Consider the following 12,606-nt stretch of genomic DNA (forward strand, 5'->3'; position numbering starts at 1 on the left):
CGGCGCTGCGGGGTCCGCGGACCGCCCGTTCCAGGGTGGTATCAGCTCACGCGGGCGGGTAGCGCGTGGCGTCGTGGACGTCGAGCAGCGGCTCCTTGACGCCGTCGCCCGAGTCGTCGGTCCAGTTGGCGTTGCCGGTCGAGATCAGCGTGCCGCGCACGGCCAGGGAGCCCGCCCTGGTCGTCGGCTTGTGGCTGCCGGAGGTGAGCAGGGCGGCCGCGCCCGCCACGTGCGGGCTGGCCATCGAGGTGCCGCTGATCGTGGCGTAGCCGCCGGCGCGGTAGGTCGAGTAGATGCACGTGCCCGGCGCCGTGATCTCCACCGTGGAGCCGTAGTTGGAGTAGAACGCCGAGGTGTCGTCCTGATCGGTCTCGCTGCGGCACGAGAGCGTGCTGCCCCCGGAACCGCCGGGCAAACCGTCGTTGTCGGTCAGGGCGGAGACGGTGACCACGTCGGGGTGGTTGGCGGGGAAGAACGAGGAGGTGTTCGTGTGGCTGTTGCCCGCGGCCACCACGACCACGATGCCGGCGTTGACCGCGTTCGTGATCGCCGTGCTGATCGCGCTGCTGGAGCAGCCGTTGCAGCCGAGGCTGAGGTTGATGACCTCGATGGTGGAGGCGCGCGCCACCACCCAGTTGATGCCGGCGGCGATGCCGGACAGGGTGCCGGAGCCGGCCGCGTTGAGCACCTTCACGCCGTGGATGCGGGCGCCGGGCGCCACGCCCACCGGGCCGATGGTGTTGTCGAGGGCGCCGACGGTGCCCGCGACGTGCGAGCCGTGGCCGTTGTCGTCGGTGCCGGAGTTGTTGACGCAGACGCCGGTCACGCAGTTGGCCCGGGCGACCACGTTCAGGTCGGGGTGGGTGTTGTCCACGCCGCTGTCCACGACGGCGACGTCCGCGTCGATGCGGACGTCGTCGGTGCCGTCGATGTCCAGGTTCGGGTTGGCCGGGCCGAAGACGCGCCTGACGCCCGTGGGCACGGTCTGGACGAAGGCGTGCACTTCGGCGTCGGGCTCCACGCTGATGACGTTCGGGTTGCGCTTGAGCTGTTCGGCGGCGGTCGCGCTCAGGCGGGCGGTGTAGCCCTTGAACGCGTGCTCGTACACGCCGACGAGCTCGCCGCCGAGGTCGGCCACCTGGTTCTGGGCGGCGCCGTGCAGTGCGCGGGTGGCGGGGTTGAGCTGGACGATGTACGTGCCGTCCGGGGCGGCTGCTGTCGCTGAGACGGGCAGGGGTGCGGCGAGTAACGCCAGCGCGCTGACGAGCAATGCGAGCAGGGGGGTGCGTGGTCGCATGGCAGCGTGGGCCCTTTCTGGTTCCGGGACCGGCCCGCCCGCTATGACACGAACCAGCCGGTCCGACACTAGGGTGTAAGCAAAGTTTTCACCATTTGTCGGGATAAGTCCACAAAAAAGGTGCCGGTTCGCTACGAACCGGCACCCTTTGGTTGCTTAACGGAGTGGGATCCAGGCTTGTGAGGACAGCGTGGCGAGGTCGTTGACCTGGACACCCTCGTACGAGACCGTCCACAACGAGTCGCCGATGACCATCGAGCGCTGGATGCCCGGCTCGTAGCTGTAACCGCCCTCCTGGCGCTGCTTCGGGTGCTTGATCATGCCCAGCTCCTTGACCTCCGCGTCACCGATCCGGAGCACGAGCGCGCCCGACTCGTCCATCTTGTTCAGCGGGATCACCGACAGGCCGGTCTTCGGCCAGTACAGGAACGCGTGCGGGTCCCACTCGGCGCCGGAGCCCGAGTCCTTCTGGAAGAACTGCGACAGCCGGCGCGGTGCGGCCGGGTCGCTGACGTCGAACAGCGAGACCTGCGTGCCCAGCGTCCTGCCCTGCTCGCTGGCCTCCTGGCCGATGCCGATGAGCCGGCCCTCGCTGCCGGGGTGCAGGTACGCCGAGTAGCCCGTGATCTTCAGCTCGCCCGTCACCCTCGGCGCCGCCGGGTCGCGCAGGTCCAGCGTGTAGAGCGGGTCCACCTGCCGGAACGTGACGCAGTAGCCGATCGGCCCGATGAACCTGACCGAGTAGATGCGCTCGCCCTTGCCGAGGCCGCCGACCTCGCCGACCTCGGCCAGGGTGTCGGCCCTGAGCACGTGGACGGAGCTGGAGCTGGTCTTCTCGTCGCCGGAGTCCACGGTGGTGGCGATGCGCAGGTGACCGTCGTGCTCCGACAGCGAGTACTGGTTCAGCAGCCGGCCGGGCACCTTGCCCGAGGCCACGTACGCGGGCGCGCCGGGCCTGGTGATGTCGAACCGGTGCACCTGCGTCTCCTCCGGCGGCATCGTGGGCGTCGGCCGATGGGTCGGCGGGGACACCGCCGGGTCGTCAGGGGTGGGCTCCACCGCGGGGGCGACCGCGTCCGAGGAGGAGGCCGGGGGCTCCTCGACGGGGAGCGGGCGGGCCACCGGGAACCACCAGCGCGGGTTGCTGGCCACGTACAGGCTCTGGCCGGTGCCGTACACCACGTCGCCGTCGGCGGCCAGGCTGATCGGGTCGGTGCCCGCGGCCGTGACGCCCTGCGTCAGGTCGATGGTGTGCACCGTCAGCATCGAGGTGCCGGTGTAGTCGGCGGGGTGGCTGACCCGCTCGCACGCGACCGTGTCCTTCCTGACGGCGCCCGACGCGTCCGTGATCTCGATCTTCGGCAGCCAGGCGTCCACCGGCGCGCGCCGGACGGCGTCCTGGTTCGCCTTGACCAGATCGGCCTCCGTGGCGTTCTGCTTCGGCTCGGGGAAGGCGATGTCGGGCTGGCTGCGGGTGACGAGCCGGACCGTGGAGCCGATCATCCTGGCGTCCACGTACGAGCCCTGCGGCCGGATCGTGCTCAGCACCTTGGGCTCGCCCGCCAGGTCCACCACGACGTAGCGGGTGTCGCCGGGCGGCCCGATCGACCGCGCCTTGTACATGATGTCGCCGCCGCGCATGAGCACCAGCGCGCGGTCGCCCGAGACCAGCAGGTCGGCGGGGAGGCCGGGGCCGCCCTCGCCCTCGGTCAGCTTGACCGATCCGGTGATCTTCCTGGTGGCCGTGTCGATGATCCGCAGGGTGCCGTCCGCGACCGTGATGAGCCGGTTGCCGTCGGTCTTGACCAGGTCGGGCTCGTCCACGCCGGCCTCGTGCACGTTCGTGGTGGAGTGCTCCGGTGTCGCCGCCACCCTGGCCTTGCTCTCGGCCGCCGCGTCCTGCGCGACCGCGAACGGCATGACGCCGCCGAAGCCGTAGGCGGTGACGTTGGCGGCGGCCTGCTCGCGCAGGCCGGCCAGCGCGTCGTCGCAACTGCTGTAGGCCACCAGGCGGACGGCGCCGAGCGACGTCACCTTCGGGGGCGGGGCGGAGCCTCCTGTCGAAGAGGTGCAGGCGGCCGTGACCGTCGCGAGCGCGGCGGCGGTCACGGCCGTGCGGATCAACGTCTTCATGCCCTCATCACGGCTGCGCGGGCGGGATGGTTCAGGAGCCCTTGGACGGGTTGGCGGTGAAGGCCGGGCTGAAGTCGAGGTCGTTGGGCACTTCGAGCATCTTGCGCAGCAGCTTGCCGGTGAAGTCGAGTACCTGGATCTCGTCGTTGGCGCCGTTGTCCTGCTCCCAGCAGTAGAGGTGGCTCTCGTCGTAGAAGCCGAGCACCTTGTCGCAGTCGGAGGAGAACTTCTTCACGCGCTCGCCCGTCGCGGTGTCCCAGATGCAGTGGTCGCCGTCGCCGCCGTTGGGGCAGTTGGTGACGAACGTCTCGCCCGACGGCGAGAAGATGTCCTGCGTGCCGGCGGAGAGCGTGCCGATGCCCGTCAGCGAGCGGGTGGCCTTGCCCTCGGTGTCGAAGAAGCGCAGGTTGCGGTTGGTCTCGCTGCCGTAGACGTTGACCACGCCCTCGTCGTCGCCGTCGAAGCCGAAGGCGGTGCCGCGGATGGAGGTGTCGCTCACGTTGGTCACGTCGGCCGTCTTCGCGGTCACGTCCACGATGACGAAGCCGAGGTAGAGCCACTTGCTGCCGCTCTTCTTCTCGACGTTCAGCAGGATCTTGGAGCCGTCCTTCGACCAGGCCCTGATGCTGCTGATCAGCGGCTCCTTGACGGTTTTGATCGTCGTACGCTCGCCGGAGTCGCGGTCGGTGATGACGATGAAGTCGTAGTCGTCGGAGCTGTAGCTCCTGCCCCTGGTGGCCAGGAGCTTCCCGTCGGGGGAGACCATCGACTCCCAGTTCTCCTGGAACTTCGTGAACGTGCCGCGCAGCGAGCCCCTGGCGTAGTCGATCCAGTCGTCGTCCTGCTTGTCGTAGACCTCGTAGGAGGTCAGCACGATGGCGTCGGCGGGGTGCTCGTACAGGGAGATCCTGCCGCCGGGGAGCGTTCTCCTGGTGCCGGTCTCCGGCACGGCCGGCACCGTCGGTGACGGCTCGGCGCTCTTCGACGAACGCCTGGACTCCGGCGTGCCGGTCCCGACCGCCACGGTCGTCGTCGAGGCCTTGTCGATCTGGATGATCACGATGACGCCGGCGAGCAGGAGCAGCGCCACCGCCACCGTGATGCCGGCGATCAGCGGGCCCTTGCCGCTCTTGCGCGGCGGCGCCTGCGTGTACATGCCCTGCTGCCCGTAGGGCGGGGTCGTGGGCTGCTGCCACGGCGGCTGCTGGTGCTGGTGCTGGGGGAACTGGGCGCCGGTCGTGTACGGGACGTTGCCGGACCTCGGCCCCGGCGGGGAGCCGGCCGGTGACGCGAACGGCGAACCCGAGGGCGAACCCGAGGGCGGTCCCGTGGGTGGGCCCAGGGGTGGGCCTGTGGGGGAGCCGAACGGCGGGCCGGAGGGCGGGCCCCCGTACGGGCCCGAGGGCGGGCCGGCCGGAGGCGCGTACGGCCCGGCGGGGGCGGCCTCGGCGGCGCCCTGCGCCAGCATGCCGGGGTTCGGCGCCGGCTGCTGCAGCAGCCGCATGATCACCTGCTCGGCCGTGGGCCGCTGCGCCGGGTCCTTGGCCAGGCACGCCACCACCACGTCACGCAGCGGGCCCTCGCCGAGCGCGCTCAGGTCGGGCTGCTGGTTGAGCACGCGGTTGATCACCGCGGGCATCGTGTCGCTGCCGAACGGCGCCCGCCCGGAGGCGGCGAACACCATGGCGCTGGCCCACGAGAACATGTCGGCGGCCGGCCCGACGGTGTGACCCATGACCTGCTCGGGCGGCATGTACGACGGCGTGCCCACGACCATGCTGCTGATCGTGGAGGTGGCGTTGAGCGCCCGCGCGATGCCGAAGTCGATCACGCGCGGCCCGTCGGCGCCTATGATCACGTTCGCCGGCTTGAAGTCGCGGTGCACGATGCCGGCCTGGTGGATGGCGGCCAGCGCCGTGGCGGTGCCGATGGCCAGCCGGTGCAGGACGGAGCCCGTGCGCGGCCCCTCCTCCTGCACGACCCGCTGTAAGGAGGGGCCCTCGATGAACTCGCTGACGATGAACGGCCTGTCCTGCTCGACCCCTGTTCCCAGGACGGCGGCGGTGCAGAAGGGCGCGACCTGCTGGGCCACCTGGACCTCGCGCAGGAACCGCTCGACGCTCACCTGGTCGCCCGACAGGTCGGGCCGCAGCCACTTGACGGCCACGTTGTGGCCCGCGTGGTCCTTGGCCAGGTAAACGACGCCTTGACCGCCCTCGCCGAGCCGGCCGAGGAGCTCGAAGCCCCCCAGCCGCTGTGGATCTCCGGGTCGGAGCGGAGCGAAGGATGCCATGAGGGGATTCTGGCCCTATGCCGCGGATCCGCAAAAACTACCCGCCGGTAGCAACGCGGAATATGCTTCTGAGATGCAGGTCACGTCCAGTGGTAGGACACAGTGCGTCATCGCTCCGTTCACCGGAGAAACCCTCGCTGAGCTGCCCGTTTCCGACGCCGGCGACGTTCGGGCGGCGTACGGGAAGGCCAGGGCGGCCCAGGCCGAATGGGCGGGCAGGTCGCCCGCGGAGAGAGCCAGGCCCTTCCTCCTCCTGCACGACGCCATCCTCGACCGCAGGGACGAGATCCTCGACATCGTCCAGAACGAGACGGGCAAGGCCCGCAAGCACGCCTTCGAGGAGGTGCTCGACGTCGCGGGCTGCAGCCTCTACTACGCCCGCCGCGCGCCCCGCCTGCTCGCCCCGCGGGCCCGCAAGGGCATCCTCCCCGGCGCCACCCGCGTGACGGAGCTGCGCCCGCCCAAGGGGGTGGTCGCGCTGATCAGCCCGTGGAACTACCCGCTCGCGCTGGGCGTCACCGACGCGGTGCCCGCGTTGCTGGCCGGCAACGCGATCGTGCACAAGCCCGACACCCAGACCGCCCTGTCCACGCTGTGGACCATCGACCTGCTGGCCGAGCTGGGCATGCCGCGCGAGATCTGGCAGGTCGTGCTCGGCGAGCCGGCCGGCATCGGTGACGCGCTGCTCGACCACGCCGACTACGTCGTCTTCACCGGCTCCACCCGCGGCGGCAGGAAGATCGCCGAGGAGGCGGCCAAGCGGCTCATCGGCTGCTCGCTGGAGCTCGGCGGCAAGAACCCGATGATCGTGCTCGACGACGCCGACCTCGACGTGGCCGTGCAGGGCGCCATCCGGGCCTGCTTCACCAACGCCGGCCAGCTCTGCCTGTCGATCGAGCGCCTGTACGTGCACGCGTCCCTCTTCGACGCCTTCGCCGAGCGCTTCGTGCGGGAGGTCAGGGCGCTCAAGCTGGGTGCCGGGCACGACTGGTCGGTGCAGATGGGCTCGCTCACCTCCCGCCGCCAGCTCGACACGGTCACCGCGCACGTGGACGACGCCGTCGCCAAGGGCGCCACGCTGCTGACCGGCGGCCGGGCCAGGCCCGACCTCGGCCCGCTGTTCTACGAGCCGACCGTGCTCACCGGGGTCGGTGAGGACATGGAGCTGTGCCGCGACGAGACGTTCGGGCCCGTGGTGGCGCTCTACCCCTTCGCCACGGAGGACGAGGCGGTCGAGCTGGCCAACGACACCGCCTACGGCCTCAACGCCTCCATCTGGACCTCCAGCCCGCCCCGCGCCCGCCGCCTGGCCGCCAGGGTGCGTGCCGGGACGGTCAACATCAACGAGGGGTACGCCTCGGCGTACGCGTCCTACGACGTGCCCATGGGCGGCATGAAGGCGTCCGGGCTGGGCCGCCGGCACGGGGTCGAGGGGCTGCTGCGCTACACCGAGGCCAAGGCGGTGGCCTCGCAGGCGGGGTGGCTGGGGTTCGAGCCGCCGGCAGGGGTGCCGTACGAGAGGTGGGCGGGGCTGCTGGCGACGGCGCTGAAGGTGATGCGGCGGGCGCGGCTGAAGTAGGGGCTCGGCTCCTGGCGAACGGGTCCTGTTCGTTCCCTGCCCGGCTGGCAGGGTGAAGGGGTGAGCTGGTCGGACGTGCTGGCGGCGGGGGAGCCCACGCCGCTGATCGAGTTCCCCGTGCGGGCGCCCGGGGTCAGGCTGCTGCTGAAGGACGAGTCGGCGCATCCGACCGGCAGCCTGCGGCATCGGCACGCCAGGGCGCTGTTCCGCCGGGCGATCCTCGACGGGCTGGTCACCGAGGGCACGACCGTGGTCGAGGCGACGGGCGGGAACGCCGCCGTCGCCCAGGCGTGGTTCGCGCGGCGGCTGGGGTTGCCGTACATCGTGGTGATGCCCGGCAGGCACAGCCGGGCACGGGCCAGGCCGGTGGAGGAGCTGGGCGGGGAGTGCAGGTTCGTGACGCCGCCGGTGGCCATCTACGAGGCGGCGCGGCGGATCGAGGGGCACTTCCTCGACCAGTTCGGGCGGGCGGCCGAGCACGATCTGGCCGAGGAGCTGTTCGGGCAGGTGCGGCCGGACTGGGTGGTGACGGGGGCCGGCACCGGCGCCACGTCGGCCACGCTCGGCTCGTGGATCAGGGCGCACGGGGAGAGCTGCCGGGTCGCGGTGGCGGATCCGGAGAATTCCGCCTATTTCCCTGGATGGACGCTCGACGTGCCCGACTACGCCACCGGCATGCCGTCGCGCATCGAGGGCATCGGGCGTCCCCGTGTCGAGCCCGGGTTCCGTCCCGACCTGGTCGATCTCGTCGTCCCCGTCGCCGACTCGGCGAGCGTGGCGGCGGCCAGGCACCTCAGGGCCGTGACCGGACTGCCGGTGGGGCCCTCCTCGGGCACCGCGCTCTGGGCGGCGCTGGAGCTGGCCGAGCGCATGCGGGCCAGGGGAGAGAGCGGCACCGTGGTATCGCTGATCGGCGATGCGGGCGAGCGGCACCTGGCGGGCTGCCACGACGACGCCTGGGCCGGGGAGAAGGGGCTGGACGTCGCCCGGCACGCGGAAAGGCTGCGGAGCCTCGCCGGTTAGACGGAGCCTCGCCGGTTAGACGGAGCCTCGCCGGTCAGACGGGGTGCCTGACCCAGACGTTCGGCTCCACGTAGACGGCGTGGTCGTGGCGCACGTCGCAGTGCACCGGGCTGAGCGCGCCCGGCACCTCCACCGGCCCCGAGCGGTCGAAGGGCAGGCCGGTCCAGCCGCGCCACTCCGCCAGCGTGCCCGCCACCACCATCGACCGCGGCGCCACCTTGACGATCTCGCCGCCCGCCCGTACGTGCACCCGGAGCCAGGCGTCGTGGGGCAGGCCGTCGGCGCGCGTCCTGAACGCGTACTCCTCCATCGGGGTGTGCGGTTCGAGGTGCTTGAGGTTGGGGCGTACCGGGGCGACCAGCTCGCGGTGGCCGAGCCGGGCGGCCTGGGCCCGCATCGCCGCCAGCATCACCCCGGACAGGCCCTTGCCCAGCAGGTCGCGGCGGACGGTGATCTCCAGGGCGGAGACGGCGTCGGTCGGCCTGCCGCCCTCGCGGGCCAGCCAGCCGGACCGGATCACCCCGTCCCATCCGCTGTCGGGCAGCTCGCCGCCGTCCGACACGAACGGGGTCATGTAGCCCCGCGCCACCAGCCGCCCCGGCTCGGCGTCGTCGTCGGCCACCAGCACGTGGTCCGGGTACGCGGTCTTGACCAGCGCGTAGTACAGATCCGCGACCGGGTCCTCCAGCATGAACCGCTGCCAGGTGTGCTCCATGTCCCAGAGCGTCGGGGCGAACTCCGGGCGCTCGGCGAGCGTGGTGATGCGGATGGCCATGCCGACAATCTTGCCCGCGGACCCGGCAGCTCCGCGTCTCATTTATGGGTACTTAAGATCCCAAGGAGAGGTGCGCTAGCGTCGGCCTATGACAGAACTTGACGCCAGGCTACGAGCCGTCACCGATCTGATGGTGGCCGAGGCGCGCGAGGGCGGCGGCAGGCACGAGTACGACGGTCAGATCCAGGACCTGTCGCCCGACGGCGTACGGGCCGGCCTGGCACGACTCGGCCAGGGGCCGGAGCCCGAGGACACGCACGACGCCAGGCACCTACAGGTGTTCGAGGAGAGTCTGCGCAACCAGCTCGGCGAGCTCGAACTGCACCGGAAGAACCCGCTGTTCCACCTGTCCAACCTCGACCTGGCCTGCTACGACCGCGACTACGGCCCCGAGGAGGAGCGCGCCGCGGCCAGGGCCGCCCATCTCGCGCGCTGGCCCGAGGCCGTGGACCAGGCCGTGGCCGCGCTCGACCAGGTGGCCGCGCCCGTCGCGAAGTCCCTGTTCGGAGCCGCGAAGGGGCTGGCCGCCGGCATCACGGACGAGGCCGCGCTCAAGGCGCACGCCAGGCTCGTCGCCCACCTGGAGCGGGCCGCGGCCGAGGGCGACCCGGACGCCTCCCTCGGCGGCGAGGCCCTGGCGCGGCTGATGGGCACCGCCGAGGGCCTGCCCGTCGATCTCGGGAAGCTGGCCGAGCGGGCCGACGCCGAGCGCGACCGGCTGATGGCGCTGCTCGCCGAGTCCTGCGCCAAGCTGGGGGAGCAGGACCGGGCGCCGCTCGACGTCGTACGCGAGCTGGTCAAGGACCACCCCGACCCCGAGGGCGTGATCGAGGCCGCGCGGATCGGCACGGAGAAGGCCATCGCGTTCACCCGCGAGAAGGACCTCGTGCCCTACCACGACGGCGAATGCCTGGTGGGCCTGGCGCCCGAGTCGCGCCGCTGGGCGATGGCCATGATGGCGTGGAACTCGCCGGGCGAGCCGGAGGGCCCGTCGTGGTACCACATCACGCCGCCTGACACCTCCTGGCCGCGGCAGGACCAGGAGGAGTGGCTGGAGGTCTTCAGCGCCACGACGCTGCCCGCGATCAACGTGCACGAGGTCGCGCCCGGGCACTTCTCGCACGCCAGGGCGCTGCGGCGGGCGCCGTCCGAGGTGCGCAGGGTGCTGCAGTCGGTGGCGTTCATCGAGGGCTGGGCGCACTACGCCGAGGAGCTGTGCGTCGAGGAGGGCTTCGAGCAGGGCGACCCGCGCTTCGAGATCGGAGTATGGGTGGAGGCGCTGATCCGCGTCACCCGGCTGGCCTGCGCGATCGGCGTGCACACCGGCCAGATGACGGTGGAGGAGGGCGCCAGGCGGTTCGAATCGGACACGCATCTGGCGGGCCCCGCGGCGCTGTCGGAGGCGCGGCGGGCCTCGTTCGACCCGACGTACGGCCGCTACACCTGGGGCAAGCTGCTCATCATGGACCTGCGCGAGCGGGCCCGTGCCGAGTGGGGCGCCGGCTTCACCGTGCAGCGCTTCCACAAGGAGCTGCTCGACCTCGGCGCGCCGCCCCTGGGCCTGATCGGCGCCGTCGTCTGACGTCCGAGCGGCGTTCTTTGACGTCCGAGCGCCGTCCGAGCGGCGTCCTTGACGTCCGAGCGGCGTTCTTTGACGTCCGAGCGGCGTCCGAGCGAGTCCGGGAGCGTCTCCAGGGTTGATCGGGGAACGTCTGTAGCGTCGATTCGCCAGGGAGGTTGGTCCGTGCGCGAGCTCTCCGGCAAGGTCGCGGTGGTGACGGGCGCGGCAAGCGGCATCGGGCGGGCGCTGGCCCTCCGGTTCGCGGCCGAGGGGATGACGTTGATGCTCGCCGACGTCGACCACGACGGGCTCGCGCGGACGGCCGCGATGGCCGGCGACGTCAAGGTGCTCACGCAGATCACCGACGTGTCCGACGCCTCGTCCGTGCGTCACCTGGCCAACCGCTGTTTCGGGGAGCTCGGGGCCGTCCACGTGCTCTGCAACAACGCGGGCGTCTTCCAGGGCGGCCACATGTGGACCCGCGACGAGGCGGACTTCTCCTGGCTGCTCGGCGTGAACCTGTGGGGCGTGCTGCACGGCGTCCACGCGTTCGTGCCGCGCATGATCGAGCAGGACACCGAGGGCCACATCGTCAACACCGTCTCCGTCGCGGGCCTGTTCGCCCCGCCGGGGTCGGGCGGCTACTCGGTGACCAAGTACGCCGCGCTGGCCGCCTCCCTGGCGCTGGCCCAGGACCTGACCGCCACCGGCTCCAAGCTGCGCGTGAGCGCGCTGTGCCCGGGGGCGGTCAGGACCCGCATCGGCGACTCCGACCGGACCCGCCCGCCCGGCCCGGCCACCGCCCCGACCGCGGACGAGGTGGAGTCGCGGGAGTCGGTCAGCAGGGCGGCCGAGCGGGGCATGGAGCCGTCCGAGGTGGCCGACCTGGTCGTGACGGGCATCCACGAGGAGAGGTTCCTGCTGCTGACCGACCCCAAGTACGCCGACCGGCTGCGCGAGCAGACCGAGACCCTGCTCGCCGGGAGCCTGCCCGCCTACCAGTGACGGTCGTGGGCCAGCACCCGTACGACCGTGCCGCTGCGCGGCCTGACCAGCACCCGTACGCAGTCGCCCGGCAGCACGTCGTGGTAGAGCCCCTGCTGGACCTCGAACGCGGTGGCCTTGGGCGAGCTGCCGTCGTGCAGGGCGATGTAGTAGCGGCCGGTGTCGGCCCACCGCTTGACGATGTGCCCTGTGACCTCCTGGCGCTGCGGGAGCGGCCTGGCGGGCTCGATCTCGCCGCTGTGCCAGCCGCTGCCCGTGAAGATCCACTCCTGCTCGGGGCCGGCCGGGCCCGCCTCGGCGGCCTCGCGGCCGCGCGCCGTCGGCACGAACCCGCGCCCGCCCATGAGCAGCCCGATCCCCGCCACGAACGACACCGCCGTGGCGATGATCCCGGGCCAGGACACGCCTGCCGCCGCGACCGTGACGTACCAGGGGACGACGAGCGAGGCCGCCAGCACCACCGGCACGAGCAGGCTCGGCCAGCGCCGCCGCGCCAGCCCCAGCTCGATGGCGTGCCGGCGGACGAGGGGGACGAACGCGCGGTCGAGCTCGGCCGCGGTCGGCATGAGGTCGATCACCGCGGCCTCGGAGGCGTTCCCCATGCGGGCGCGCACCCGCTCCAGGACCCACCGCTCGTACGCCGGCAGCGGCTCCTCCATCGGGGACCCGAGGGACAGGTGATCACCCTCGACCGCCACCCACCCGCGCCCGGCCAGCTCGAACAGCGCCGTGTGGAACACCTCCTGGGCACGCATGCCGCGTAAGAGGTCGGCCACGGGGGCGGGCGGGGCGGCATCGGCGCCCTGCCCGGGGTCGTGCCGGCTGGACACCTTGAAGGCGGCGGCGAGCATCGCGACCCAGAGGGCCCACGCCGCCACCGGCCAGACAAGATCCATTGTTCTGTGTTAGCACGTCGGCCGGTGCCTGGCCAGGTGTAACT

The 12,606-nt window shown here is 71.9% G+C and carries 9 protein-coding genes; 4 read left to right on the forward strand and 5 right to left on the reverse strand.

The features are described 5' to 3' along the window. Positions 1-46 precede the first annotated feature (46 nt). The 3 genes from AB0I79_RS43815 to AB0I79_RS43825 form a co-directional block, all read right to left on the reverse strand. Positions 47-1,297, reverse strand: coding sequence for a S8 family peptidase (locus AB0I79_RS43815; protein WP_357886320.1), 1,251 nt, complete (start codon positions 1,295-1,297; stop codon positions 47-49). Between the two features lie 156 nt (positions 1,298-1,453). Beyond that, complete coding sequence (locus tag AB0I79_RS43820) at positions 1,454-3,430, reverse strand: beta-propeller domain-containing protein (protein WP_357886322.1); 1,977 nt, start codon at positions 3,428-3,430, stop codon at positions 1,454-1,456. Between the two features lie 31 nt (positions 3,431-3,461). After that, positions 3,462-5,723, reverse strand: a complete 2,262-nt coding sequence (locus AB0I79_RS43825; RefSeq protein WP_357886323.1) for a WD40 repeat domain-containing serine/threonine protein kinase — start codon at positions 5,721-5,723, stop codon at positions 3,462-3,464. 73 nt (positions 5,724-5,796) lie between these two features. Between AB0I79_RS43825 and AB0I79_RS43830 the strand changes: the two genes are divergently transcribed. After that, the gene (locus AB0I79_RS43830; RefSeq protein WP_357886325.1) at positions 5,797-7,302 is read left to right on the forward strand and encodes a succinic semialdehyde dehydrogenase; all 1,506 of its coding nucleotides are present in this window, start codon (positions 5,797-5,799) and stop codon (positions 7,300-7,302) included. A 60-nt stretch (positions 7,303-7,362) separates the two neighbouring features. Continuing rightward, positions 7,363-8,325 carry a pyridoxal-phosphate dependent enzyme gene (locus AB0I79_RS43835; RefSeq protein ID WP_357886326.1) on the forward strand — a complete coding sequence of 321 codons (963 nt, stop codon included), beginning with the start codon at positions 7,363-7,365 and terminating at the stop codon, positions 8,323-8,325. Between the two features lie 34 nt (positions 8,326-8,359). On the opposite strand, the gene AB0I79_RS43840 is transcribed toward AB0I79_RS43835, so the two are convergent. Beyond that, a complete protein-coding gene (locus AB0I79_RS43840) occupies positions 8,360-9,100 on the reverse strand; it encodes an N-acetyltransferase (protein ID WP_357886328.1) in 741 nt (246 codons plus the stop codon). 88 nt (positions 9,101-9,188) lie between these two features. Here AB0I79_RS43840 and AB0I79_RS43845 point away from each other — a divergent pair, with 88 nt between their 5' ends. Both AB0I79_RS43845 and AB0I79_RS43850 read left to right on the forward strand, forming a co-directional pair. After that, positions 9,189-10,682 (forward strand): DUF885 family protein, encoded by a 1,494-nt coding sequence (locus tag AB0I79_RS43845; protein ID WP_357886330.1) that lies wholly within the window; start codon positions 9,189-9,191, stop codon positions 10,680-10,682. Between the two features lie 162 nt (positions 10,683-10,844). Next, the gene (locus AB0I79_RS43850; RefSeq protein WP_357886332.1) at positions 10,845-11,666 is read left to right on the forward strand and encodes an SDR family NAD(P)-dependent oxidoreductase; all 822 of its coding nucleotides are present in this window, start codon (positions 10,845-10,847) and stop codon (positions 11,664-11,666) included. On the opposite strand, the gene AB0I79_RS43855 is transcribed toward AB0I79_RS43850, so the two are convergent. Then, positions 11,657-12,562, reverse strand: coding sequence for a hypothetical protein (locus tag AB0I79_RS43855; protein ID WP_357886334.1), 906 nt, complete (start codon positions 12,560-12,562; stop codon positions 11,657-11,659). The two genes, AB0I79_RS43850 and AB0I79_RS43855, sit on opposite strands and share 10 nt — an antisense overlap. Positions 12,563-12,606 lie beyond the last annotated feature (44 nt).

Origin of the sequence: Nonomuraea sp. NPDC050202 (assembly GCF_040656115.1) — a bacterium.
Lineage (GTDB): Bacteria > Actinomycetota > Actinomycetes > Streptosporangiales > Streptosporangiaceae > Nonomuraea.

What these genes read in the sequence shown, in the direction of transcription:
- AB0I79_RS43815 (WP_357886320.1), bottom strand. Translation starts at nt 1,297, where the DNA reads ATGCGACCACGCACCCCCCTGCTCGCATTGCTCGTCAGCGCGCTGGCG.
- AB0I79_RS43820 (WP_357886322.1), bottom strand. Translation starts at nt 3,430, where the DNA reads ATGAAGACGTTGATCCGCACGGCCGTGACCGCCGCCGCGCTCGCGACG.
- AB0I79_RS43825 (WP_357886323.1), bottom strand. Translation starts at nt 5,723, where the DNA reads ATGGCATCCTTCGCTCCGCTCCGACCCGGAGATCCACAGCGGCTGGGG.
- AB0I79_RS43830 (WP_357886325.1), top strand. Translation starts at nt 5,797, where the DNA reads ATGCAGGTCACGTCCAGTGGTAGGACACAGTGCGTCATCGCTCCGTTC.
- AB0I79_RS43840 (WP_357886328.1), bottom strand. Translation starts at nt 9,100, where the DNA reads ATGGCCATCCGCATCACCACGCTCGCCGAGCGCCCGGAGTTCGCCCCG.
- AB0I79_RS43845 (WP_357886330.1), top strand. Translation starts at nt 9,189, where the DNA reads ATGACAGAACTTGACGCCAGGCTACGAGCCGTCACCGATCTGATGGTG.
- AB0I79_RS43855 (WP_357886334.1), bottom strand. Translation starts at nt 12,562, where the DNA reads ATGGATCTTGTCTGGCCGGTGGCGGCGTGGGCCCTCTGGGTCGCGATG.